Source organism: Poseidonibacter antarcticus, assembly GCF_003667345.1.
GTDB lineage: Bacteria > Campylobacterota > Campylobacteria > Campylobacterales > Arcobacteraceae > Poseidonibacter > Poseidonibacter antarcticus.
The window spans coordinates 19,675-46,328 of sequence record NZ_RCWF01000002.1 but is presented as its reverse complement, the minus strand read 5'-3'; the positions used below and the strand labels follow the sequence as shown (position 1 = coordinate 46,328).

24 protein-coding genes are annotated in these 26,654 nt (G+C 26.6%); 10 read left to right on the top strand and 14 right to left on the bottom strand.

Features of this window, described 5'->3' with window-relative positions; genetic code table 11:
- Window positions 1-78: 78 nt before the first annotated feature.
- Window positions 79-2,853: a cytochrome c biogenesis protein CcsA gene (gene ccsA / locus D9T19_RS02895; protein WP_121626714.1), complete on the bottom strand. Its 2,775-nt coding sequence runs from the start codon at window positions 2,851-2,853 to the stop codon at window positions 79-81.
- A 190-nt stretch (window positions 2,854-3,043) separates the two neighbouring features.
- On the opposite strand from ccsA, the gene cmoB reads away from it, so the two are divergent.
- Window positions 3,044-3,976, top strand: coding sequence for a tRNA 5-methoxyuridine(34)/uridine 5-oxyacetic acid(34) synthase CmoB (gene cmoB / locus D9T19_RS02890; protein ID WP_121626713.1), 933 nt, complete (start codon window positions 3,044-3,046; stop codon window positions 3,974-3,976).
- A gap of 2 nt (window positions 3,977-3,978) precedes the next feature.
- Here cmoB and D9T19_RS02885 read toward each other — a convergent pair whose 3' ends face one another.
- Genes D9T19_RS02885 through D9T19_RS02875 form a run of 3 tightly spaced genes read right to left on the bottom strand, consistent with a single transcriptional unit; the run spans window position 3,979 to window position 6,476 of the window.
- Window positions 3,979-4,956, bottom strand: a complete 978-nt coding sequence (locus D9T19_RS02885) for a GGDEF domain-containing protein (RefSeq protein ID WP_121626712.1) — start codon at window positions 4,954-4,956, stop codon at window positions 3,979-3,981.
- A 9-nt stretch (window positions 4,957-4,965) separates the two neighbouring features.
- Window positions 4,966-5,871: a GGDEF domain-containing protein gene (locus tag D9T19_RS02880; protein ID WP_121626711.1), complete on the bottom strand. Its 906-nt coding sequence runs from the start codon at window positions 5,869-5,871 to the stop codon at window positions 4,966-4,968.
- Window positions 5,872-5,882: 11 nt separating this feature from the next.
- Window positions 5,883-6,476: an MBL fold metallo-hydrolase gene (locus D9T19_RS02875; RefSeq protein WP_121626710.1), complete on the bottom strand. Its 594-nt coding sequence runs from the start codon at window positions 6,474-6,476 to the stop codon at window positions 5,883-5,885.
- A gap of 53 nt (window positions 6,477-6,529) precedes the next feature.
- On the opposite strand from D9T19_RS02875, the gene D9T19_RS02870 reads away from it, so the two are divergent.
- Complete coding sequence (locus D9T19_RS02870) at window positions 6,530-7,348, top strand: ferritin-like domain-containing protein (RefSeq protein ID WP_121626709.1); 819 nt, start codon at window positions 6,530-6,532, stop codon at window positions 7,346-7,348.
- A 209-nt stretch (window positions 7,349-7,557) separates the two neighbouring features.
- Here D9T19_RS02870 and dnaJ read toward each other — a convergent pair whose 3' ends face one another.
- On the bottom strand, window positions 7,558-8,685 hold the full coding sequence (dnaJ, locus tag D9T19_RS02865; RefSeq protein ID WP_121626708.1) for a molecular chaperone DnaJ: 1,128 nt from the start codon (window positions 8,683-8,685) through the stop codon (window positions 7,558-7,560).
- Window positions 8,686-8,785: 100 nt separating this feature from the next.
- On the opposite strand from dnaJ, the gene recR reads away from it, so the two are divergent.
- From recR to D9T19_RS02845, 4 genes are read left to right on the top strand one after another with little or no spacing between them, the layout of a single operon-like run.
- Window positions 8,786-9,358 (top strand): recombination mediator RecR, encoded by a 573-nt coding sequence (recR, locus tag D9T19_RS02860; protein WP_121627104.1) that lies wholly within the window; start codon window positions 8,786-8,788, stop codon window positions 9,356-9,358.
- 1 nt (window position 9,359) lies between these two features.
- A complete protein-coding gene (locus D9T19_RS02855) occupies window positions 9,360-9,533 on the top strand; it encodes a uracil-DNA glycosylase (RefSeq protein ID WP_228197956.1) in 174 nt (57 codons plus the stop codon).
- A 9-nt stretch (window positions 9,534-9,542) separates the two neighbouring features.
- Window positions 9,543-11,030, top strand: coding sequence for a PAS domain-containing sensor histidine kinase (locus D9T19_RS02850; RefSeq protein ID WP_121626707.1), 1,488 nt, complete (start codon window positions 9,543-9,545; stop codon window positions 11,028-11,030).
- Window positions 11,031-11,041: 11 nt separating this feature from the next.
- Window positions 11,042-11,965: a dUTP diphosphatase gene (locus D9T19_RS02845; RefSeq protein ID WP_121626706.1), complete on the top strand. Its 924-nt coding sequence runs from the start codon at window positions 11,042-11,044 to the stop codon at window positions 11,963-11,965.
- 57 nt (window positions 11,966-12,022) lie between these two features.
- Here D9T19_RS02845 and D9T19_RS02840 read toward each other — a convergent pair whose 3' ends face one another.
- The 6 genes from D9T19_RS02840 to D9T19_RS02815 all read right to left on the bottom strand — a co-directional run bounded on the left by D9T19_RS02840 (window position 12,023) and on the right by D9T19_RS02815 (window position 20,089).
- Entirely contained in the window at window positions 12,023-12,523 is a 501-nt protein-coding gene (locus D9T19_RS02840) for a gamma carbonic anhydrase family protein (RefSeq protein ID WP_121626705.1), read from the bottom strand.
- Window positions 12,524-12,530: 7 nt separating this feature from the next.
- Window positions 12,531-15,116, bottom strand: a complete 2,586-nt coding sequence (locus D9T19_RS02835) for a M14 family zinc carboxypeptidase (protein WP_121626704.1) — start codon at window positions 15,114-15,116, stop codon at window positions 12,531-12,533.
- A 3-nt stretch (window positions 15,117-15,119) separates the two neighbouring features.
- Window positions 15,120-16,631: a helix-hairpin-helix domain-containing protein gene (locus tag D9T19_RS02830; RefSeq protein WP_121626703.1), complete on the bottom strand. Its 1,512-nt coding sequence runs from the start codon at window positions 16,629-16,631 to the stop codon at window positions 15,120-15,122.
- A gap of 26 nt (window positions 16,632-16,657) precedes the next feature.
- Complete coding sequence (locus D9T19_RS02825) at window positions 16,658-17,566, bottom strand: ATP-grasp domain-containing protein (protein ID WP_121626702.1); 909 nt, start codon at window positions 17,564-17,566, stop codon at window positions 16,658-16,660.
- 17 nt (window positions 17,567-17,583) lie between these two features.
- The gene (locus D9T19_RS02820) at window positions 17,584-18,681 is read right to left on the bottom strand and encodes a M20 family metallopeptidase (RefSeq protein WP_121626701.1); all 1,098 of its coding nucleotides are present in this window, start codon (window positions 18,679-18,681) and stop codon (window positions 17,584-17,586) included.
- A gap of 166 nt (window positions 18,682-18,847) precedes the next feature.
- On the bottom strand, window positions 18,848-20,089 hold the full coding sequence (locus D9T19_RS02815) for an argininosuccinate synthase (RefSeq protein ID WP_121626700.1): 1,242 nt from the start codon (window positions 20,087-20,089) through the stop codon (window positions 18,848-18,850).
- 68 nt (window positions 20,090-20,157) lie between these two features.
- On the opposite strand from D9T19_RS02815, the gene D9T19_RS02810 reads away from it, so the two are divergent.
- Genes D9T19_RS02810 through lptB form a run of 4 tightly spaced genes read left to right on the top strand, consistent with a single transcriptional unit; the run spans window position 20,158 to window position 22,528 of the window.
- Window positions 20,158-20,412: a S4 domain-containing protein gene (locus tag D9T19_RS02810; RefSeq protein ID WP_121626699.1), complete on the top strand. Its 255-nt coding sequence runs from the start codon at window positions 20,158-20,160 to the stop codon at window positions 20,410-20,412.
- Window positions 20,405-21,388 (top strand): anthranilate phosphoribosyltransferase, encoded by a 984-nt coding sequence (gene trpD / locus D9T19_RS02805; protein WP_121626698.1) that lies wholly within the window; start codon window positions 20,405-20,407, stop codon window positions 21,386-21,388. The genes D9T19_RS02810 and trpD overlap by 8 nt, the downstream gene beginning before the upstream one ends.
- 8 nt (window positions 21,389-21,396) lie before the next feature.
- Window positions 21,397-21,813 carry a tRNA (adenosine(37)-N6)-threonylcarbamoyltransferase complex ATPase subunit type 1 TsaE gene (gene tsaE / locus D9T19_RS02800; protein ID WP_121626697.1) on the top strand — a complete coding sequence of 139 codons (417 nt, stop codon included), beginning with the start codon at window positions 21,397-21,399 and terminating at the stop codon, window positions 21,811-21,813.
- Complete coding sequence (gene lptB / locus D9T19_RS02795) at window positions 21,806-22,528, top strand: LPS export ABC transporter ATP-binding protein (RefSeq protein WP_121626696.1); 723 nt, start codon at window positions 21,806-21,808, stop codon at window positions 22,526-22,528. Before tsaE ends, lptB begins: the two co-directional genes overlap by 8 nt.
- Before the next feature lie 24 nt (window positions 22,529-22,552).
- Here lptB and D9T19_RS02790 read toward each other — a convergent pair whose 3' ends face one another.
- The 3 genes from D9T19_RS02790 to kdsB form a co-directional block, all read right to left on the bottom strand.
- Window positions 22,553-23,872, bottom strand: a complete 1,320-nt coding sequence (locus tag D9T19_RS02790; RefSeq protein WP_162984528.1) for a GGDEF domain-containing response regulator — start codon at window positions 23,870-23,872, stop codon at window positions 22,553-22,555.
- Window positions 23,865-25,847 carry a bifunctional diguanylate cyclase/phosphodiesterase gene (locus tag D9T19_RS02785; protein ID WP_121626694.1) on the bottom strand — a complete coding sequence of 661 codons (1,983 nt, stop codon included), beginning with the start codon at window positions 25,845-25,847 and terminating at the stop codon, window positions 23,865-23,867. The genes D9T19_RS02790 and D9T19_RS02785 overlap by 8 nt, the downstream gene beginning before the upstream one ends.
- 64 nt (window positions 25,848-25,911) lie before the next feature.
- Window positions 25,912-26,637 carry a 3-deoxy-manno-octulosonate cytidylyltransferase gene (gene kdsB, locus D9T19_RS02780; RefSeq protein WP_121626693.1) on the bottom strand — a complete coding sequence of 242 codons (726 nt, stop codon included), beginning with the start codon at window positions 26,635-26,637 and terminating at the stop codon, window positions 25,912-25,914.
- Window positions 26,638-26,654 lie beyond the last annotated feature (17 nt).

Genomic DNA, 26,654 nt, shown 5'->3' with positions numbered 1-26,654 from the left:
AAGTGTCCTTTAATTTTTTCTGATTATATCAAAAAAGATTAAAGGATAAAGTAAAGTATTAAGAGGTGGAAATAAGAATTACTTCTTATTTCTCATATTTTCCTCTTGTGATATTTGTGGTTTTAAATCTCTATTTTTATAAGCTAATGCAATTGTAACAAATACTAATGTTACAAGGTAATAAACCCATGTAGGAATTGGAACAGGATCACCTGTTGCATATGAGTGCATTCCTGCTAAATAGAAGTTAACTCCAAAGTATGTCATTAAAATTGAAGAGAATGTTAATAATGAAGCAACTGCAAATACAAATGGTGTTGCTAAAGATTTAATAAATCTTAAGTGAACAACTATTGCATACATTACAATTGATACATAAGCCCAAGTTTCTTTTGGATCCCATCCCCAGTATCTACCCCAAGATTCATTTGCCCAAATACCACCAAGGAAGTTTCCTATAGTAATAGCTGCAAGTCCAATAATTAAGGCTAATTCATTAATCGCATTTATATGTTTGATCGTATCATCAACATGAGGTCGATTTTTTCTAAATATAAACATAATTAATGTCATATAACCTAAAACAGCTCCAAGTGCAAAGAATCCATAAGACGCTGTTAAAATTGATACGTGAATAGTTAACCAGTATGATTTTAATACAGGAACAAGGTTTGTAATTTGAGGATCAATTCCTGTTAAATGAGCTGTAAACATAAATATACCAGCAACAATAACAGCTGCACTTAATGCTAATAAATGTTTTCTAAAGAACATAACACCTGCAAAAACTGCTGACCATGAAATATATAATAATGTTTCATATGTATCTGACCATGGAGCATGACCTGAAATAATCCATCTAAATCCCATTCCAAATGTATGTATAGCAAAAATAATAGCTAAGATTACAAAGAAAAAGAATGTTGTTTTTTTAGGTTTTATTGTAGGATTAAATACTACGATAAATGCTGCTATTAATATAAAAATACCTAAAATAAGATAAGCAATCATAACTTTTGGGAAGATATCTATTTCGTTAAACATAATTTCATTATCAATTTGTGTTTGACTTAAAGTAACTTCTGCTCCAACTTTTTCTTGATATGTTGATATTAATGAAATATATTTATCTGCTTCAGTCCAGTTACTTTGAATTACTGCATTTATAAAACCTCTTGTCATTTGTTCAACAGCAAGTTTGTTTTTACCTTCAAAGCCATTCATCGCATCCATTGGTGTGTACCATTTATTATTTTCTTTTGTATCTGAAGTTGGAACTACTTTAGGAAAAATATTAAATAAACTTCCATTAAATACTGAATAAACGATATTTAATTTTTCATCTAGTTTAATAATATCTTTTTCGTACGTACCTCTTTCATCAACTTTAGATAATGAGGCTTTTTCTGCTTCTTTTGCTAAAATATAATTACCATCTTTAAATACTTCTGAAAAAGCAATAAGCTTTCTTGATGGATCAATTCCTAAATATTTTTTAAGTTTTGGAGTTTTGATTTTAATAATTTTTAAATCACGCCATACTTCAGGACGAGATAAAATACCAAGAACAATTTGGTCAGCATTCATTCCAAATAATGATTTTTTACCACTTACTTTTAATATGATTTCTCTATTTAATGAAGAAATAGGTTTCATTCTTCCTGTAGAACTTTGTGTTACTAATCTTGCAAATTTCTTAGCTGTAACATCTGAGTTTTCTTTAAATGTTTTTAAATATTCAACAGTACTTTTAGCTTTTTCTTGAAACTGTGTATTGGTATCTGCTGCATTTGCACTTGTACTTGCAAATGCTAATAAACATGCAATAGTAAGAGATGCAATATTTTTAGATGCTAAAAATTTTGTTAGTTTCGCAAATCTTGACTTTTTATCAAAGAAGTTTAATAAAAGACCTAATGTTAAAAGAAAATATCCGAAATATGTAGGCCATTTCCCAGGGTCATTATTTACTGATAATACTGTTCCTGTTTCATCAGGAAAATATGAACTTTGGAAAAATAAAAAGTTACCTTGATGTAGTGTTCTATTCATAAAAATCCTATAATTATAAGCAGTATTATCTTTTTCTAATACTGTAACTTCAGAAGCATATGATGATGGAGCCATACTTCCTGGATATCTATCAAGTTGGAAGTCATTTAGTTTAATTGCAAAAGGTAATAAAAGTATTTTAGAACCATATTCTAAAGAAACTGTTGTATCTCCAAATTGTAAATCTCTTTTAAGTCCTTTTTGACTTCGACGACCTGGCAATTTAATCTCTTTTGTTTCACCATTAGCAGTTACATCAACTGTTAATAGACCCATTTTCGCAGTACCTTTTTTAGCTAACATATAGTTTTTATACGTTACGTCAACTTTTTTATCTCCATATGAGATGGTATGTTTAAACTCATTAATTGATTTCATTAATGTAGTAAATTCTTTTTTGTATTCTTTATAATATGTTTTATCACCATCTTTAATTGTAATTTGTAAATATGGGTCTAAAGATGTCATTCTATTTTCAGTTGTACCTTCTTTAATTTGCATAATACCTTCATACCCTGCATATCGTGTAACACCAGCACCGATAAGTATAATTACAAAAGCTGAATGAAATAAAAATCTTGGAGTATTTTTCCACATTTTAAATTTATATATAATTGCTGCTAAATTAACAGTAGTTAGTACTAGTATAGTTTCATACCAAATATTGTTATAAACTAAAACCCTAGCTGTAGATGTACCAAAATCATTTTCAATAAATGTGGCTACTCCAGCTCCAATTGCTAATATAGCAAGTAAAATTAGTGTTGTCTTGAAGGAAAATAAGACATTAAAAACTTTCAATAAAAATCCTTTTTAAAAATATTCTTCTAATTATATGCATAAGTAATTAACTTATGGTTAACAAGAAATAAGTATTGTGTATATTACTCAATGTTTATAGCATATATAATACATAAGCGTTGAAAGATGTGATTATAACTAAAGAAGAGTTTATTTCTAATTGAATTAAGACAATGTTTTATGTAAAAGTATGTATAATCACGCTATGGATTTAATAACATTACAAAAAAAGAAAGACGATTGTAGAGCTTGGAAAAACGTAGAACCTTGGTATACTAAGATTCAAGAAGTTTCAGAAAAAATTAATAAGGACAATTTATGTCTTGATTATGGTGATTGGTTTAGTGTTGGGAAAAGAGAAGATTTAAATGATGAAGAGTTTAAATTATTAGAAGAAACAGCAAAAAGACTAATTCCTTGGAGAAAAGGACCTTTTAATTTATTTGGATTAGAGATTGATAGTGAGTGGCAAAGTAATATTAAATATAATTTAATACGTCCTCATTTTGATTTAAAAGATAAAGTTGTTGCAGATATTGGCTGTAATAATGGATATTATATGTTTAGAATGCTTGAAGATAAACCAAAAAAATTAATTGGTTTTGATCCGGCACCTTTGACATTACATCAATTTGAGTTTGTTAATCATTTTGTAAAATCTGATATTACATATGAAATGTTAGGTGTTGAACACTTAGAGTTTTATAATCATAAATTTGATTTTATATTTATGTTAGGTGTTTTATATCATAGAGCAGATCCTGTTGGAACTTTAAAATCACTTGCACGTGGTTTAAATTCTAAAGGTGAAATTTTAATTGATACTTTTATGATTGATGGTGAAGATGAAATTTGTTTAACTCCAAATAAAAGATATTCAAAAATACCAAATATCTATTTTATACCAACAATTTCAGCTTTAACAAACTGGCTAAGTAGAGCAGGGTTTGAAAATATTGAAGTAATTGCTACAACTGTAACATCTAGTGAAGAACAAAGAAAAACACCTTGGTCTTTTGATCAAAGTTTAGAAGACTTTTTGGACCCAAATGATAACACAAAAACAATTGAAGGTTATCCAGCTCCTAAAAGAGTTTATATGAAAGCTAGAAAGATACAATAGATTTAAAATAAATCTATTGTATCTTCATCTTTTAAATCACGAAACTTGAATAACTGACTTCTACCAGCATTCTTTGCTTCATATAATGCAATATCGGCATTCTTTATAGAGTCTGTAATACTACCACTAGTCTCATCTACATCTAAAGTTTCAAATCCAATACACGCGGTTTTTAATAGTGTTTGGCATGTTTGTTCATTAACTAATATTTTTTTCTTTGAAAACTCATTTATAATTCTTTTTGCAGTTTGTGTAGCTTCAAATTCAGAAGAGTTACTTAAAATTGTAACAAGAAATTCATCTGCATTTAATCTTGCAACCATATCAAATTCATTAATATTAGAGTGAATTACTTTTGCTAACTCTATTAATATTTTATCACCAGTATCATAATCAAACTCGTCTATAACAGCTTTAAAGTGATCAACTCCAATCATTAAAAAATAGATTTCACTCTCTTTATTTTTACTAAGATTAAGATGTTTAGTTAAGTTCTTTATTAAATAATTTCTATTATAAACTTTTGTTACAGAATCTAAAGATGAAGATTCTATAAAGTTCTTTTTTGTAATTCCATTTTGGATTATTGGAGAAATTAGAAAAAAAGCAGCTTCAATTATTGAATATTTTGATTGTATAACCTGATAGTGTACATTTGATGTTGTACTAAAAGATATTGTTGCGTTTAAATTTGTATGTGTGTTAATTATAAAAAAACTAGAAAAATCATCATCTAAGTAAAAATCATCACCTTTGACTAAGATTTCTTCTTTAGAATTTGTATTAATATCAAATAATGCAAAAACAACATTATCAATATTAAACTCTTTATTTAACCAAGCATATAAATCTTCTGCAATTTGATGTATATTTGTAGCGTATTGTAATTGTTCATACAGACTAAATATACTAGTTAAAGCATCAAAATCTTTTTTCTCATTTCCAGATGATTTAATTAACTCTAAAATCTTATTTTTCAAAATTACCGCCTAAAAGAAATCTATTGAATTTATACTCTCTTCACTATATTTATAATGTCTATTTCTTCCCATATTTCTTGCTTCATATAAAGCAATATCTGCTCTTTTAATTGCATCATCAATATTTGTTGCATCATCAGGATATATAGACATACCTATACAAATTGTTTTTTTGAGTGTATGTTTTAAACTTTTATTAACTAAAACTTTTCTTTTGGAAAAATTATTAATTAATTTCTCTGAGACTATTGTAGCATTATTCTCATTAATAACATTTAGTAAAATAACTAAAAATTCATCTTCAGACATTTTAATAACAATATCTGATATTCGTATACTCTGTTTTAATGTATTTGTTAACTCAATTAATACTTTATCTGCAATTGCATAATCAAATTCATCAACTACGGCTTTAAATTGATCAATACCAATTTTTAGAAAACCAACTTTTTTTTGTTCTCTATTTGATATATTAAGTATATTATCAATATAAGCATCTAAATAAGACCTATTAAATGCACCAGTTAGTGAATCTACAATGGATAATTCATGAATTGATTTTTCTAGATATTTATTATATAAAGTTGACGAAAAGAATTCTAATGAGAGTTTTAATTTCGGTAAATTTTTACTAATCAGTTCATTATCTTCAGAAGTTTTAGAATAAATTAAAAAATATATTTGAGTACTATCATTTTCTATATATTTTAAATTAGTTAAATATTTATCAGTAATAATATCTTCTGATTTAAAAAGAGAATTAGTTTTATCTATAGTTTTTAATAATATTTCTAATTGGCTTATATTATATTCTTTTTTTAAATGATTAAATATAGATAAGTAAATATGATTTAAAGTATTTAATAACTTTAACTCTTCATTCTTTTTAATAATATTTTCACAAGTTCTATCCAAACTAAACCCTTTTATATGCAAGATTCCCACTGTTTTAATGTATGAATTTCGCTTTTTAATGTTGTTTTATCTCCATGTCCTGGATAGATATGGAAATCATCATTCCATGTCAAAATTTTTTTAATACTTTCTTTCATTGAAGATGCATTAGAATAAGGAAAATCAAATCTTCCAATTGTGCCTTTAAATATAAAATCACCTGTAAATAAATGCTTACCTATTTGAATTGCTGAACATCCTGGAGTATGACCTGGAAAATAATGGAATTTTATTTTGATTCCTTGAATCTCAATCTCTTCATCGTGTTCTACTAGCACATCAGCACATGATGGTGGCATACCTAGTCCATATGGATCTTTTTCTAACATAAAGTTATCATCTTTAGGTGTGTATATTTTTATATCATAAGTTTTTTTAACTTCTGCATTTGACCAAACATGATCAAAATGTCCATGCGTATTTAATATTGCAATTGGATTAGTAACTTGTGTTTTTATCCATCTTAATGCATCTACACCTGGATCAATTATTAAATCTTTATTATCTATTGTTACGACATAACAATTTGTTTGATAATCACCCATTGGTTGTACTTTTATATCCATTTTAAACCTTAGTTCGCTAAAATTGGGTAATTATATCAAGAAAGAGGTTATGAATGGATTATTTTTTTACACTTGAAGAAATTTTATTAGCAAGTGAACCTAAAAATAAAATAGAAAAGTTTAATAAGTTTTATGAGAAGTTTTTAAATAATGATTTTGAGTTTAATGATTCATATGAACCATATGAGTTAAAAGAACCGTCATATGTATCTTTTTTAGAAATTGTTAAACCAACAATGTTACCAAAAATTAAAAACTTTAATACAGAAGAGGGTAAAAGATATTTAATACATACTATTTTACATATTGAATATTCTGCAATTGATTTAGCACTTGATGCAGCTGTGAGATTTAAAAATATGCCAAAAAAATATTATGAAGATTGGTTAAGTGTTGCTTCGGATGAAATTAGACATTTTTTAATGTTAGAAGAATTATTAAAAGAATTAAATGGTAAGTATGGAGATTTTCCTGTACATAAAAATTTATTTGAAGCCTTACAAGCTACACCAACATTTTTACGAAGAATGGCGGCAGTTCCTAGATATTTAGAAGCAAATGGTTTAGACCAAAATCCAAAAATTATGCAAAAATTAAAATCTAATAATGATCCTTTTAATAGAAAAATATTAAAAGTTTTAGAAATAATTTTAGAAGAGGAAGTTGACCATGTAACAAAAGGTGATGTTTGGTACAAATATGCTTGTGATTTAGAAAATGTACCTTATGATTCAACATATTTAGAAATTATTGAAGATGTTTTCCCTGGTTCTACAAAAAGAAAAATGGATTTAAATTTTGAAGCTAGAAAACAAGCAGGTTTTTCTTGTGCTGTTTTAAAAGTATTATCAAAAAAAACAGATTGTGTATAATCAATAAAAAGGATTTATTATGATTAGTTCCAATTTATATAATGATTATGCATTAAAGTATCAAGAATTAGTGTATAAATACAAAGAAATAGATATTTATAGTAGAAAAATTACAAAATAGTATTAAGATAAAAGTTTATTTTTATCTTAATACTTTAGTTAAATAATTTTTACAGTAATATAACTATCTTTTATATATAAAAATTATATTATGAAAACCACTTTTTAACTTTGTCAAACATATTTTCAAAACTTTTTTCATGTGGTTTACTCTCTATTCCAAAACTTTCTTGTAATTTTTCAAGTAATTCTTTTTGTTCTTCATTTATCTTTTTAGGATATTCAATTTTAATTTGTACTATTAGATTACCTTTCCCATATCCTTGAACAGATTTTACACCTTCATTTTTAAATGTAAGTTGTTGTTTATCTTTTACTCCAACAGGGATATCAAGTTCTAATTCACCTCTTAATCCAGGAATTTTAATTTTCCCACCAAGTGCAACTTGAGTAAAGAAAATAGGAGCTTCATAATAAATATCATCATCATGTCTTACAAAATGAGAATCTTCTTTTACTGAAACTTCTAAGTATAAATCACCTCTTGTTCCATCTGGTGCAATATTACCTTTATTAGATACTCTAATTCTCATTCCATCATTTACACCTTCAGGAATATCTACTTTAAAATTATCTTTTACTTCGTCATAACCTGTTCCATTACAAGATTTACAAGGTGAACTAGCAGCTTGACCTGAACCTTGACATGTTGGACATGTTTGGGCAAATGTCATAAATCCTTGTCTTGCATGAACTTGACCTTGTCCACCACATGTTGGACAAGTTGATAATTTACCATCTTTTGCTCCTGTACCTTTACAAGATTTACAAGCTGTTTTATATTTATATTTTATATTTTTATTACAACCAAAAATAGCTTCATTAAATTCTAATTTTACTTCAATTACTACATCTAAGTTATAATTGTATGATTTTCTTTGTCTTCTAGAATTTCTTCCTCCACCACCAAAAGCAGAACCAAACATTTCTTCAAATACTGAACCTAAGTCATCAAATCCACCAGAGAAACCACCTCTTTGTTGACCATGACCTTCAAGACCAGCCTTTCCATGTCTATCATAAATTGCTCTTTTTTCTTGATCACTTAATACTTGATATGCTTCGTTAACTGCTTTAAATCTCTCTTCAGCTTCATTATCCCCTGGGTTTTTATCAGGATGATACTTCATAGCCATTTTTCTATAAGCTTTTTTAATTGTACCTTGTTCAGCATCTTTGCTTACTTCTAATAATTCATAATAATCTATTTCAGTCAATTATTAACTCCTATATAGTTATATTTAAGTCGCGATTTTATCTAAAAGTATCTAAAAATTGAATGAATTAGTTTTAGATACTTTTAGATATAATCCTGCCATGAAAAAAGGCCTAGAAAAATTTTATGATTTAGTTGAAGCATTTGAATCTTTACCAACAATTGGTAAAAAATCTGCTTTAAGACTGGCATATCATATTGTTATGAATGATAATTATTGTGGAATAAAAATTGCTCATAGTATTGAAAATGCGTTAAAAAATATCACTAAGTGTGTTAAATGTGGTTCTATGAGTGAACATGAAATATGTGAAGTTTGTTTAGACGATTCAAGAGATAATACAAAAATGTGCATAGTACAAAGTGCTAAGGATATTTTTATTATTGAAGATTCAAAACAATTTGATGGAAAATATTTCGTAATTGAAGAATTAGATCAAGATGCTATTGATAGATTAACACAGTTTGTTGATGAAAATGAAGTAGAAACTATTCTATTTGCTATAACTCCTTCAATTGCAAATGATGCATTTATCTTATATATTGAAGATAAACTAAAAAATAGAGATATAAGATTTAGTAAAATAGCACAGGGAGTTCCAACTGGTGTTAGTTTAGAAAATGTTGATATTTTATCATTATCAAAAGCAATTCAAAGTAAGGTAGAAGTTTAATATGAGTATGGAAAGAATAATTTGTCAAAAGTGTATTTATTATTATGTAACATGGGAAAAAAATAAACCTCATGGTTGTAATGCTTATGGCTTTAAATCACAGCAAATACCTTCTTTAGTTGTTAAAAGATCAAGTAAAATGGATTGTAATTTTTATAAACAAAAACAAAGGTAATTAAAATACATGCAATTAAAAGAGCTAGTTAGTAATTTAAAAAAGAATAAATTAGTAATAATTAGATATTGGATTAATAATGAAAAAATAATATCTATATTAAATGCTCATAAAATCGATAAAGAACTATTTATTAAAAGGTATGCTTTTTGTTTATTAGATTATTATATTGATTTAATAACACAAAAGGTAGAAATAGGGCAATCATCGACAATAAATGATTTTCTTAACTATTTAAACAAACAAGATATTAAATCAGAAGAACTTTTTATTTTATGTATAGGTTTTAAGAATGCATTAATTGAATATCTAAGTGAATTAAATGTTAATTCTTTAGAAATATCAACACAAATCAATAAACTTTCAGAAATTATACTTGAGAATTTTCTTGAAGTATATAGTAAAACTGCAAAATACATTCAAGAGGCATTAAATAAATCAGCTAGTATTGTTGATAAACAAGTTATTTTATCTAGAACAGATTCAAATGGTATAATATTAAAAGTATCTTCAGCATTTTGTAAGATTAATGGTTATACGAGTTCAGAATTAGTTGGTAGAACTCATGCTTTATTGAAACATAAGGATACAGCAAAAGAGACAATTGATAATTTATGGGAAACGATAAAAGCTGGTAAAGTTTGGTCTGGTGAATTAAAAAATATTAAAAAGAATGGAGATTTTTATTGGGTTGAAACAACAATTTATCCAAACTTTGATAATATGGGACGAATCATCACTTATGATGCAATTTCTCAAGATATAACATCACGAAAAGTAATAGATAGTCAACAGAATTTATTAATTGAACAATCAAAACATGTGGCAATGGGTGAAATGATTTCTATGATTGCTCATCAATGGAGACAACCTTTACAAGCAGTTTCAATTTTAGTTCAAAAAATACCTCTTACTAAAATGTCAGGAGGGCAGATTACTGATGAATTAGTAAATAGTGTAGTTCATGATGTTGGAGTTCAACTTCAGTATATGTCAAAAACTATTGATGACTTTAGGGATTTTTTTAAACCAAATCGTAAGAAAGAATTTATTGATTTATCTATAATTATAAATAAGTCTGCAGATTTTTTAGGATATTTATTAAAAGCTAATGCAGTAAAATTAAATATTAAGAATAATATTCAAGTTAAAATTTTTGTATATTTAAATGAAATAGTACAAGTAATTATAAACATAATAAAAAATTCATGTGATGCCTTAAATGAAAAAGGAATTGAAAATAAAATTATAAATATTAGTACAATAAAAGAAATAGACTATATTTATATTATTATTGAAGATAACGCAGGTGGTATACCTGATAATGTAATAGGAAAAATATTTGAACCATATTTTTCAACTAAAACAAATAAAAATGGAACGGGTTTAGGTTTATATATGTGTAAAACAATAATAGAAGATCATAGTAATGGTACTATTGGAGTTGAGAATACAAATATAGGTGCAAAATTCACAATAAAATTACCATTAAAATAGGAGAGTTAAGTTTGTTATATAAAGATTTTAAAATTAGTATTAAATCATTGGGGTTTTTATCAATTGAAGATTTTATGAAATACATAGGAGTTAGATCATTAGATGTTTTAGAATGGGAAGAAAAAGATGAAGTTCCATATACAGTATCTTTGATTGTTCATTTATTAAAAGGTGAAAATGAGCTTCCAAATAATACAGCATTAGATAATGTTGTTGAAGAGTGTTTACCTTTGGCTTCATTTTTAGAAGAAGCATCGTCTTTTCCATATAAGCTAGAAGAAATGTTTTTATTACAAAAAGAGTTAAATGACTCAACAAATGGCAAAAACTGGGAACTAGGTAGTAATAAATTTGGGAAAGAGATCAATTGGCTTAGATGTATTCATATGGAAGTTGCAGAATTAATTGATTCTGCACCTTGGAAACATTGGAAGAATATAACAGCAGATGCTGATATGAAAAATGTACATGTTGAATTAGTTGATATCTGGCATTTCTTAATGTCTTATATTTTACAAGAAACAAATGTACCTAAAGGTGTATCTTTAGTAAATACTCATTGCATATATGAAGCAGTAGAGAATGTTGATGTTAAATTAATGATCAAAGAGTCTGAGAAATTATCTTATATTGCATTAGCAATTGAAACAGGAAATATGCCAATATTTAGTGGAATAGAAAGATTTATTGATCAATTTTTCAGAACATGTAAGATTTCTGGTCTTTCATTTACATGGTTACAAAAACTTTATATTGGTAAAAATTGCTTAAATAAATTTAGACAAGATAATGGGTATAAAGAGGGATCTTATATAAAAGAGTGGAATGGTAGAGAAGATAATGTTGTTATGATTGAAATTATTGATACTATGGAAAATGTTAGTTTTGATATTTTATATGGTGAACTAACTAAGGCATATAATAAGTGTAAATAATAAAAATCAGCTTAGTAGAAATAAAATTTTACTAAGCTAATTTTAGCTATTTAGTTTTTATGAATAATCATTTTTATAATCAACATAATGAGCAGCATGTTTTATTAATTTTTGTTCATCTTCATCGTTTAGTTGTTTAACAACTTTTGCAGGACTTCCCATAATTAATGAATTAGGAGGGAATACTTTTCCTGAAGTTACTAATGAATTAGCTCCAACAATAGAGCCTTTACCTATTACTGCATTATCCAAAATAGTTGCACTCATTCCAATTAAACAATTATCTTCAATCTTGCAACCATGAAGCATAACTTTATGACCAATTGTTACATTGTCTCCAATAATTGTTTGTGAATCAACATCTGTATGAATCATTGATAAATCTTGAATATTTGTATTTTTACCAATTATAGTTTTATTTACATCTGATCTTAAAACACATTGAAACCATACTGATGAATTTTCACCAATAGTAACTTGACCAATTACATCTGCACTTGGAGCAACCCAAGCACTAGGTGCAATTGATGGATAATATTCTTTAAACTTTAAAATCATAATTCTCCTATCTTGCTTTATATTTTAATATTATAGGTTTTGAATAATTTGGAACTTCATCATAAGTAAATATTGCATAATATTTATCAATATCAGTAGCACCAAAATCATCAAATGTATAATTATCCATTCCAGCAAAAAGTTTTTGACCATCATGTGTTGAGTATGGTTTTCTATATGCATTTTTAATAACTTTTACACCTTTTAAATCATGGTGTTTAGGATTTTCCCAAGTTATCTTAATTTTCCCATTTTCCATTATTAATTGTGCATTTTTAACTTGTTCAAGTGCTTTTCTTCTTTTTGGTATATGTTCAAGAATTAATTTTGGGCTTAAAGACTGTTTTTTTGTTTCCCATGATACAGTTTTGTCTTTTATAGCTTTTTTTGATGATGTTGGTTTTAAAACAAAAGCTAAATCATCTTTATTCTTAAGTTTTTCATTTAAAGTAATTTCAGAAAAAGTATCAAATGCAAAATATTGTGTTTGATTATTTTTAAGCTCATTTGCACTTACATCATAACCAATATTCTGAATTATCTCTCTATTTGTAATACTTTCATAATCTTGGTCAATATTTTCATCAACAAATTCTAAATGAAATCGTATATCGTCTTTAATATAATTTTTTGTAGAATTTAGTTCAAAGAATCCACTTGTTATAAATGTTTCATCATATGGAGGGAGAGAAGAAGTATTAAATTCAAATGTAGAATAAATTTTTTTACCTTTTTCATCAAATCCTGAAGTAACTTCATCATTTTTTATCCCATGTTCACTTATTGTATGTACAGATTTAGGATATATTGTTGTAACAGTAGGTTTAAGAGTATAAGTAAGTTCTAATCTTGGTCTATAAGGAAGTCCATAACCATATTTACCATAACCAATATCCCATTGCATCATTTGTCTAGTTCTGCCTATTACTAACTCTTTAGGACCTTCTATTCTTAATACTACTTGTTTATTTTTAGCAACTTCTTGAAGACAGGCACACTCAATTCCTGAAAGTTCCCATGTTCTCCATATACCTTGTGTTAGTTGATGAGATGCTGTTGGTCGACCAATATATTCAATGATTTCCATATTATTAACATCATCAAAATCTGTTATATCTCCCATAGTTTCTTGATTAACAATACCTACATTCCATTCACCATACTTTTCAATAGTAGTTGAGACTCTATTAATTGGATATAGATTAAATGATGCTGATTTAATAATTGCATCATCAGGTAAAGAGCCAAGATTTATAGTAATAATTGCATAAGAAATACCTTTATTTTCATCAATTCCTACAAATAAAGAGTTATTCCCAAAATGTTTACTATTATTATTTAAAAGTTCTGCAACATATCCTGTAGTACTTGGTGCTGAATAATAAGTTTTACTAAATTCATCATATTCAGGATCTGTTCTTAATATAATTTGAGGATAAAATGGTGATTTTATTCCAGTTTTTTTATTAACAACTCTAATATTATAATAATAATCTCTATTGCTTTGAAGGTTTATATCATTAAACTCTAATTTTTGTGTTCTTGCGATTAAGTTTGAACTATTACAAAATGATTTATCTTTTAAACTTCTATAAATTTCGAAAAATACGTCATCTTCTATATTATATTTCCATTCAAGATTTACATGGTTCGATCCAATTTCTGTTACTTCAAAAGAATCTACTCTTTTTGTAGAATTATTTTTATCATAATTTGGTACTTCTTTAACAGCTGCAAGTAATGCTGGAATATGTTCTCTTAAGTGTTCATCCATATCACCCATATAATCAGAAATGTTTCTTGTACCAACTTCTACAACACTTGAAATTATTCCTTTTGAGTGATAAAATTCTCTACCCGAACCTGATATTAGTTTAGTAGGTGGCTTACCTTGATGTATTCCATATTCACGACCAGAAATTTTTCTAATTTCTTCAGCCATATTTGCACATAAAGTATTCATATCAGTTGTATCAATAGTATCTTCATGTCTAAAATCATGTGCAGGGAAAAATACATTTCCTTGTGAGTGATAATCTAAAGCTATAGAAATATTTGGATGTACTTCTACAAAATCTCTTAAAGCTCTAGTTTCTGGTTCAGAAAAAGGTTCAGGACCACCATAAACATTTGAAGTTGTCATTGTAGACTTTACATAACCTATAGGAAAGTTTCTATTTAAATCAACACCATGTGAACCATCAGCATTTACTCTTCTATTTTTTCTCCAAAAAGAAAAATGATTTCTTGAATATTCATATCCATCTGGATTTGCACAAGGAACCATATAAATAGTAGCATATTCTAAATATGCTTGTAGTGTGGGATCACTTTCATAATTTTCTAATACATATTTAGTAAAATCAATTGCTAATTCATGACCAACCCATTCTCTTGCATGAATAGTTCCTGTAAAAAACAACGCAGGTCTAGTATGCGCTGTTTTTACATCTTTTGAGATTGTGATTAAATTAATATCTCTTTCTTCCCAAGTCTTTCCAATTGACTCTAATTTAATATAATTAGGATATCTATTTTCTAAATCTTTGAAAATATGAGTAGATTCATCATATGATCTATAAAGTTGTTTCAAAAACTATTCTCCTATTTTTAGTCTAGATTTCAATTGAGCTAACTTATTTTTACCAATACCTTCAATCTCTTTTAATTGGTCTAAATCTGTAAAATGTTCAATCTCTTCTTTGAAATCTAAAATTATTTTTGCAAGTTTTGCACCAATACCTTTGATTTTCTTTAATGTATCTTGATCAGTATTATTTATATTAATTCTCATATCAGCAATATTGTTATCCCAAGTTTTAATCATCTGTTCATCTATTGATTCTAAGTCAAGTAAATCACTTGGATCAGTAATTATATTTTCACCAATAAATTCTTGAATATCTAAGGCTAATTCTTCTTCCATACCATGTAAAGTCATAATATCTGTTAAGGTTGCAGTATTAAAATTAATTTTAGTAAGTTCTAAACCATTACTATTTTCTGTTTGGATATCTTCAAGTTGTACATAAGCTGGAAGTTTTTCATATGAATACTCTTCTGGATAATCACTAGGATCATTTAAAATTGTTTTCTCCATATCAAAAGAACTGTCTTTTTCATTTATAAAATATGCTCCATCGCAAGATGGAGTATATTTACTAAATCCAATATGTCTCATTGTTCTTAATAATGATGGATCAATTTTACCTAATTCAACCCATGAATATAAAGGTACATAAGGCATTTTGTATTTACCATTAGAGAAGTCCCACATTAAGTATTCACAAATCCAATCTCTAATATAAGGGAAGGCAGCAAAGGCTGTAGCACATTCTAAAATATATGGTTTATCATCATTTTTATCAATTGCAATATCACAAGCCCAGTACTCAGCTTTTGCAGCTTTTGAAGCTTTTACAGCAAGCTCAAGTGCATTCATTGGAACATTTTCATAAGACATTGTTCCACCTTGAGATGTATTTGTAATCCATTCTCCATCACCTGAGAATCTCCAGAATGCACAAACTGGTTTATGTCCAATTAACATTACTCTTAAGTCACCAGAATATTTTAAATCAATTCCATTTTGAGTATAAATTGGGTCATATTTTTCTTTTTCAAGTAAATCGTATGCTTCTTTAAAATTATCAGCTTTATGAACATAATATCCACCATAATTTGAAGGACCATAACTTTTTTTAATAATTTGAGGATATTTAGCTTCATTTTTTAAATAATCATAAGCCTTTTGCTTTTCATTATGAAAAATTTTAGTTTTAGGAATTGCAATATCATGTTTTTCACAAAATAATGTAACATTCTCTTTAGATTTATTTGGAAACTGTGTCTCTAAAGAAGGAACAAATCTAATATGTGGCATTTCTTTAGCAATTTCTCTAAATGTTTCATATGCTGTTGCAGGAATATTACCAATTAATACATCAATTTTTTTAGCTCTTACTTCATTGATAAATCTTTGTTTATCTTTTCCCCAGTGATAAGTAACAGTTTCAATTTTATCTGGCCAACCTTTGAAGTTTGAATGATCAAAGAATCTTAAAACGTAATCAAGGTATAGAAATCCTAATTTTGGTAATTTACTCATGTTTTTCCTTTTATATTTGTGATTTATTATTTTGTTTTTTTTGTTTTTCTGTCAATTAAATCAACTATTAAATCAATTTTCTTGTCATTAAAATTTAACCCCATTTTCTCTTGCTCTGGTGTTGCAAATGCTGGAATACCATTTACTTCTAAAACTACATACTCCTCTTTTTTTCTATCATATATTATATCAACACCTGCTATATCTAATCCTGAAACTTTAGTAGCATTTAGTGCCAATTCGATTACTTCTTTATCTGGTTCTCTTAAAAATACACTACCACCGCTTGTAACATTTGTTCTCCAATCAGTTCCAGATGCCTTTCTACCGTAACAAGAGAGATATTGACCATCAACAATATCAATTCTAAAATCTGTATTATCGTAATCTACAAATTTCTCAACATAAAAATATCTTAAGTCCATTTGGTTTAAAAATGGCATTAACATATCAAGTGTTTCTTGATTTTCAATTTTTGTAAGACCAACACCACCCCAACCATCAGTTGGTTTGTATACCATTTTATCCCATTTTTTCATAACAGCATGTAGATGATGATTATCATCTCTATGACATAATTTATAATCTGCAGTTGCAACACCATGTTTTCTTAATAAAAAAGAAGTTTGGAATTTATCTTCTGTTAACTCAAAGGCTTCAAATGGATTAATCATAGGAAGAACATTATTTAATGCTTTTGCTAAATACATTTGGTATTGTGTTTGTTCACCAGCATTATATGAAAAGAATAGGTCTAACTTATCAAGTTTTATGTCATTCCAAAGAATATGACTATTTTTTGCGACAGCATCTCTTAAATTAATACCCGAAATAACATCAATATTTCTTTCATTTAATTTCTTGATAATTTTCTTTTGGATTTTATCTCCACCACCATTTTGATATAACCACATCCCAATTTTTCTATTTCTCATAATATCCTCTTATAAAATTAATTTTGTTTTTGGAAAAAATTTAAGATACTTGTCATCATCTTAATTCTTTTTTCAAATGTTTCTTTTAAGGCTCTTTCTTTTTTTGTATGATCGCCATCTCCAAAAGGACCAAAACCATCAAGAGTAGTTACGCCACAACTTGATACATGATTTGCATCACTAACGCCACCTCTTTTTTCAGTTGGTATTTTTGTATTAGTTATTTTTTCAAGTTGAGTTATCAAAATGTTCTGATTCTCATTTGCTTCCATAACATCTCTTTGAATTAAACCATCAAGTTTAGATTTAGTACCTTTTACATATGAAGTTTTTACAATTTCATTTAAAGATGATAATAATCTATCTCGTTCTTTATTAGTTGTATATCTAATTTCAACAATCATTTCACATTTTGGAGAAATAGTATTTGCTCCAATTCCACCTTCTATCTTTCCAACATTAACTGTCGTTCCAAGTTCTAAATTTGTTAAAGCTGATAATTTTTGTAATTTATATGAGGCTTCAAGATTCGCATCTACACCTTTTGTATACGATGTTCCTGCATGTGCTGGAATACCTTCAATATTAATAGTATAAGTTCCAACACCTTTTCTTCCTGTTACAACTTCTAAATTTTTACCTGCAGCTTCAAAAACAAAACAATAATCATAATTCTTTGCAATATCCAAAGTTACGAATTTTGAATCATCACTACCACTTTCTTCATCCGAAACTAATAAAAAGTCAATATTTGAGATTTCTTTATTTTCTTTATATATATTTCTTAATGATTCAAGTGCAACTATATTTCCACCTTTCATATCACAAACACCTGGACCATAAACCCAAGTTTCATCTTCAGTAAAACCTTCAAATGTATTTGGAGGGAATACAGTATCGTTATGACCTAATAACAATATATTTTTTAAATGATTTTTTCTTCTGGAGGTAAATAATTGATGGTTTCCAATTTCTTTTCTTTTATAGATTGTTTCTTCAAAACTAATATCCTTAAGCCATTGAGACATTATATGGCCAACTTTATCAACACCTTCTTTATTCTTTGTAAATGAGTTGATATTAATAATCTTTTTTAAGTCATTCAAGTAGTTCATGAACATTTCCATATTAAAATATATTTAGTCAAAATTATATATAAGATTAGTAGCATTATGAAAGCACAGTATAAAATTACATATCTTCAACGTAAAATTATACTGTAAATTAAGTTATAAAGAGAGTGAAGAATGGTTAAAAAATAACCATTTTTCTTAAAGGTGGTTATTTTTTGTTTTTCATTTGTCCTGCAATTATAAATCTTAATGCATTAAGTCTAATAAATCCTTCTGCATCTTTTTGATTATATACTTCATCTTCTTCAAAAGTAGAGTGTGCTTGAGAGAATAAAGATTTTTCAGATTCTCTTCCTACAACAATTACATTACCTTTATAAAGTTTAAGTTTTACAGTACCTTCAACATCTTTTTGAGTTGCATCAATTGCAGCTTGAAGCATTTCTCTCTCAGGTGAATACCAATACCCTTGATAAATTAATTTTGCATATTTAGGCATTAATTCATCTTTTAAATGTGCAGCTTCTCTATCTAATGTAATAGATTCAATTGCTCTATGTCCTTTTAACATAATAGTCCCACCTGGAGTTTCATAACAACCACGAGCTTTCATACCAACATATCTATTTTCAACAATATCAATTCTTCCAATACCATGTTTATTACCATATTCATTTAATGTTTTTAAAATTGTAGCAGGTGACATTTCTTCACCATTAATTGAAATTGGATCACCATTTTTATATCCAATTGTAATATATTCAGCTTTATCAGGTGCATTTTCAGGTGAAACTGACCATAACCACATTGCTTCTTCAGGTTCTGCATTTGGATCTTCTAAGCTTAAACCTTCATATGAAATATGTAAAAGATTAGCATCCATAGAGTATGGACTAACTGCTGGATTACCATTTTCATCTAAATGTTTTTTATCAATTTTAATTCCATTTTTAGCTGCATACGCAAGTAATTTTTCTCTAGAATTTAAATCCCATTCTCTCCAAGGTGCAATAACAGTAATTTCAGAATCTAATCCTAAGTAACCTAGTTCAAATCTAACTTGATCATTTCCTTTTCCTGTTGCTCCATGAGAAACAGCATCTGCTCCCATTTTATGTGCAATTTCAATTTGTTTTTTTGAAATTAAAGGACGAGCTATTGAAGTACCTAATAAATATTCACCTTCATAAATAGCATTTGCTCTAAACATTGGGAAAACATAATCTTTTACAAATTCTTCTCTAATATCTAATATAAAGATATTTTCAGGTTTAATTCCCATTGCCAGTGCTTTTTCTCTTGCTGGTTCAACTTCTTCACCTTGACCTAAGTCTGCTGTAAATGTAATAACTTCTGCATTATACTCATCTTGTAGCCATTTTAAAATAACTGAAGTATCAAGCCCACCACTGTAAGCTAATACTACTTTTTTAACATCTTTTTTGCTCATAAATTTATCCTATGATTATCATTATTTTTTGAGTGTTATTTTAACTAATTTTTGCTATAATCTTCTTTATGAGAATAGATAAATTTTTAAATGCCGTTAATATTACAAAACGAAGAGCAGTAGCTGAAGATATGCTTGAACATAAAGTTGTTTTTATAAATGATGTACCTGTGAAAAAAGCAAAAGAAGTAAAAGTTGGAGATATTATAGAGATAAAATATCTTGAAAGAAGTGAAAAATTTAAGGTATTACAAATACCAACAGTTAAATCAACACCTAAATCAAAAATGGATGAGTATGTAGAAAGGATAGATAATGTTTAATGCAACCAAATTAAAGTTTGATGATATATTTGAAGATAGATTACCTCATGAAGAAGTAAAAGAGTATTTATTAGAACTTTATGAAAGAGGTGAAACAGCAGCTGAAATTGCAGGAGCTGCTAGTGCAATGAGAGATCATCTTATTCCTCTTCCTATTCATGAAGACTTAAGAAATAAAGCAATAGATGTAGTAGGAACAGGTGGAGATAAAAGTTATAGTTTTAATATTTCATCAACAGTTTCGCTACTTTTAGCAGCAACAGGTTCTATCGTAGCTAAGCATGGAAATAGAAGTGTAACAAGTAAATCTGGAAGTGCTGATATGCTTGAAGCTTTGGGAATGAATTTAAACTTATCATTAGAGAATAATGCAAAAATGCTAGAAGAAACTGGTTTTGCATTTATGTTTGCAGCAAATCATCATCCTGCAATGAAATATATCACACCAATTAGAAAATCAATTCCACATAGAACTATAATGAATATTTTAGGACCTCTATGTAATCCAGCTGGTGTAAAAAAAGAAGTAGTTGGTGTTTTTGATAAAAATTATATTAATAGAATAGCTGCAGCTCTTGATATGTTAGATACAAAAAGAGCTATGATTTTATCATCAAATGACGGAATGGATGAAATTTCAGTTTCTGATATAACACAAGCCACATTATTAATTAGTGGTAAAATAAAAGATATAGAGATTAATCCCGAACATTATGGAATTACTTTATCAAATATGGATGATATAGTAGGCCAAGGACCGGAATTTAATGCAAAATTAACAAGAGATATATTAACAAATAAAATATCGGGTCCAAAACTTGATGTTGTCTTATTAAATACAGCCGCAGCTTTAATTGTTGATGAAAAAGCAAGAGATTTTCAAGATGGTATAGAAATTGCTAAAGATGCTATCTTAAGTCAAAGAGCAGAAAGAAAGCTTGATGAATTAATTAAAATATCTAATCAGTTATCATAAGAATTATTTTGTTAGAAAAATTTGAACTAGAATTAAATCAAATAGATATAGCTGTTAAATATTTAGCTAATTTAATAAATAACGAAGATACTATTATTATATTAAGAGGTGATTTAGCAAGTGGAAAAACTACTTTTGTTAAAAACTTTGTGAAATATTTAGAATTAGATGATTTAGTAACATCTCCAACGTTTAGCTTGCAAGCTGTTTATTCAGATAAAATTTATCATTATGATGTCTATAATAAAACATTAAATGAATTTATATCTTTAGGTATGCTTGAAGAATTTGAGAAAAATGGTCTTCACTTTGTTGAGTGGGGCGATGAAAGATTAGAAGATTTACTTAAAGATTATGGTTATAGAGTAATTTTACTTGAAATAGATAAGTTAGAGAATAAGAGGTTATATAAAATAAATGCATAAATTACATATTAATAAAATAACAAAAAGTATAAAAAAAACACAGATATTACATGGTATTTCTCTTGAAGTAAATTCAGGAGAGATTGTTGGTTTATTAGGACCTAATGGGGCAGGTAAAACAACAACATTTTATACAGTTTGTGGCTTAGTAAAACCAACTAGTGGAGAAGTCTATTTTGATGATAAAGATATTACCTCTTTACCTTTACACAAAAGAGCTTTAAAAGGAATAGGGTATTTACCACAAGAGTCTTCTATTTTTAAGGATTTATCTGTTGAAGATAATCTTATGTTAGCTGCACAAATTATTACAAAAGATAAGGAAGAACAACATAAAAGAGTTGAAGAATTATTAGAAGTTTTTAATATCGAACCAATTAGACAAAGAAAAGGTGTTTCTTTATCTGGAGGTGAGCGAAGAAGAACTGAAATAGCAAGAGCTTTAGTTTCTCATCCTAAATTTCTTTTACTTGATGAACCTTTTGCTGGTGTTGATCCAATTGCAGTAAAAGATATTCAAGAAATTATTGCACAATTAACAAAAATCAATATTGGAGTTTTAATAACAGACCATAATGTAAGAGAAACATTAGAAATTTGTGATAGAGCTTATGTAATGAAAGCAGGGGCATTACTTGCTAGTGGTACAAGTAATGAAATTAAGAATGATAAAAAAGTACGAGAACATTATTTAGGAGAAGATTTTAACTTTTAATAATGTCTATTAAAGTAGAAACGGTTATTTTGTTACTACTTTATTTCGTCCTGTTTCTTTTGCTTCATATAATGCCTCATCACTTCTAGAAATAAAACTTTCTTCTGTATCATCATCTTTTAAAATTGATACTCCAAAGCTAGCTGTTATGTTTAATTTAAATTTTGTTAAAGGTTGTTTATAAATAGTAATTCTGATTTTTTCTGCAACAATACTAGCCCCTTTTAAATCTGTTTCAGGTAGTAGTAGTAAAAATTCTTCTCCTCCCCATCTAACTATAGTATCATGTTCTCTTACATTTTGAGTTATAAGCTTTGCAATTTCTTTTAATACCTCATCTCCAATTTGATGACCATATTCATCATTGACTATTTTAAAAAAATCAATATCAAATAATATTAAAGATAAGTTGTTTCGGTATCTACTTGATCTTCTAATCTCTTTCCCTAATAATGAATTAAATTTGTTTCTATTAAATAATCCTGTTAAAGTATCATGAGATGCTTGATATTCTAATAAGTTTGATTTTTCTTTTATTTCTGTAATATCAGTTAGTGATACAACATAAAAATCATTTGATTCATCATAATTATCTATATTTATAGTAAATATTCTATCTTCATTTTGTGAATTCTTAATTTTTATTACACTATCAACTTCTGCTAAATTTTTTATAAACTCATAATATGAATCATTTTTTGATAGAATATCTTTTGAAATAAATCCATACTCTTTGATAAAAAGATCAAAAATACTATTATAAGAATTTATAAATTCTTCTATAGAATCTACTTTAAAGAACTCTAGGAATCTTTTATTTACTATATTAATAGTTTCTTTATTTGACAGTATAATAATATTATCTTGAGCATCAAGTATTGATTTAATTTTTTGTATTTCAGTATCTACTCGGCTTTCTAAAGATATTTTTAATTGAGCTAATTGATTTTTTAAATAAATTGGTTCAATTGCTTTTATCATACTTTCAACAAGCTGGTATAAATCAATTGGTTTCATAGCGTATGTACTAATCCCTATTTGTATAGCCTTATTAAGGAAATGAGGATCATTATGTGCACTTGTTATTACAATAGGAATATTTTTATTTATATCTTTTATTAAAGAACACATTTTAAGACCATCCATTTTAGGCATATTTATATCTGAAACAATTAAATCTATATCATTAATATTTTCTTTAAATTGTTTTAATCCATCAAGTCCATCTTCTGCTGAATAAACTTTTTTAACTAATGAACCCAAAAGTTTAGCTGTAAATTCACGTACATCTTTTTCATCTTCAACATATAAAACTGTTATATTTTTTACTATATCTTTATTCACTAAAATTTCCATTGTTAAAATCAACTATTTCAGGGTGTGCAATTGGTTCTGAAAAATAATATCCTTGAGAATAATCAACTCCTAACTCTTTTGTTAATTCAAATATTTCTTTATTCTCTACATATTCAGCAATAGTTTTTAGATTTAAACTTTTTGCAAATTCAATTATTGTTTTCGTTATTTTATATGAGTTTTCATCTGTAGCAATATTTTTAATTAATGATGCATCAATTTTTAAATAATCAACATTCATTTTTAATAAGTGCTCAAAATTAGAGTATCCTGAACCAAAATCATCAATTGCTACTTTACATCCTAAAATTTTTACTTCATCAATAAATGTACTTAAAAGATTATAATTTTTTATATTTTCATCTTCTAGTATTTCAAAAACAACTTTTTCTGCTACATTATATATTCCTAGCATTTCTTTTATAAAAATTAAAAAATCTGGATTTTCAATATCTTCATACGAAATATTTACTGAAAATTCAAATGGTAATTTAACAAATTTTTTAAAAGATTTTTCTATAACAATCTTAGTTAATTTTGTATACTGATTAGATTTTTTTGATATATCTAAGAAGAAAAAAGGAGTAATTACTTTTCCATCTTCTTCAATTAATCTAACTAAACATTCATATTTTTCAACTTTTAAGTTTAAATTATTAATTAAAGGTTGAAAATATACTTCAATATTATCTTTTATAAATGCAGATTTTAATTTTTTAGTCCATAACATATTATTTTCATACTCTTCTAATCTATCTAACTCATCATAAAAAATCATATAATCTTTATGATCTTTTTTTGCTGATTGTAGTGCAATATCAGCAGTAATGAGTTTATTGTTTTTATTAGAAAAAGATATACCTGCTGTTAATCTAATATCAATTTCATATTGATCAAAAATGAAAACGGTTTTATATGCTAATTCTAATATTTTCTTTATTTTTTTAAAAAATTTTTCTTTATTATTTTCACTATTTGTTATACAATATGTATCAGAAGGAAACTTATATAATTTTAAATTGGGAAATTTATCAATATTTTTCTTTATTAAATTACCTAGTTCTTTTAATATAAAATCTCCAGCATAATGACCATAGAAATCATTTATTTCTTTAAATGAATTAATGTCAAGTATACAAATAGATTTTAAAAATAAATTTTGATTATCTTGTAGTTTTTTTATTAATTTTGACCTATTAGGAAGATTTGTCAAATTATCAGTATATAAAAGTTTAAATAATTCCTTTTTATGATTAATTTGATGACTAATATCATTTAATAAAATAAGATTGCTATTATTATAAGATAGAGGAACTTTTTGTAAAGTAAAGAATTTATTCTTATTTTCTGCGTCTTTAATACATACATTTAAAGTTTCTTGTGAAGATTTCTCTAGCCAATTAGAATTTAAATTAGTGAAATAATTTTCATACTCAATAAATATATCAGATATTTCAAGATATTTCTTATTTATAGCTTTTATTGACTTACAATTTGTTAATTTATAAAAATAATCATTTGCAAAAAGTACTTTTTTACCATCAGTAAAAAATATAGGATTTGTTATATTATTAATTATTGAATTAGATATTTCTTCTTCTTGTTTAAATAATATATCTTGCTTTAAAACATTAAAATATTGTTTAATTTTATAAATTAAATCATCATTAGTAATTGGTTTAAATAAAGAATCTACATAATTAGATTCTTTATTTAATTTTATTTGCTTATTAATTAATAATACAATAAATATTTTATTTTCAATACATATATCAAATAATTCTTTATAATTATCTAATTCAATACTTAAAAAGACTAAGTCAAAATGTTTAATATAGTTTAATATTTCTTTATTTTTAGAAGAAAGAGTTACAGTTGTATTTCTTAATTCTTTTTTTATATAGTTTTCAAAATTATCTAGATAAGTAAACTCCTTATCTGCTATTAATACATTAAAACGCATTTATGCCCTTGACTTTCTTTTTTAATATGCTTATTACATTATTATATCATATATAATAATGAATTTATTTTTTAAAAATACTTAGTGCATTATCTAGGTCTTCTTGTGTATCAATACCAAAAGATTTTGATTCAACTTTTACCATTGCAATTTTATATCCATTATCAATAGCTCTTAATTGTTCAAGTTTTTCAATGTTTTCTAACTTTGATGACTCTAGTGAACAAAATTTATTTAATGATTTCTTTGTAAAACCATAAATTCCTAAATGTCCATTATATAAAGAATTTTCATAGTGATCTCTATTATATGGTACTTTTGCTCGTGAGAAGTATATAGCATTAGATTTCTCATCAACTACAACTTTTACAAGATTTGGATCATCTGCAAATTCTGAAGAAATTTCTTTGTGACATGAAACAATCATAATATCTTCATTATTTTCTTTTATTTTTGATACTCTATTTATTACAGCTTGTACAACTTCTTGTTCTATAAAAGGTTCATCTGCTTGAACATTTACAATTATTTCATTTTCATTTAAATTTAACTTGTTTACTGCTTCATTTATTCTATCTGTTCCACTTTGATGCTCACTTGAAGTCATTACAGCATCAAAGCCATATTCTTTTGCAATATCAATCACTTCTTGTGAATCTGTAGCAATTACTACTTTGTCTAATGATTCAACTCTTTTAGCTGTTCTAATCACCATTGGTAAACCTAAAATATCTACTAATATCTTATTTGTAAATCGACTTGAATTTAATCTTGCTGGTATGATAATCATTTGTATTCCTTAAGTTT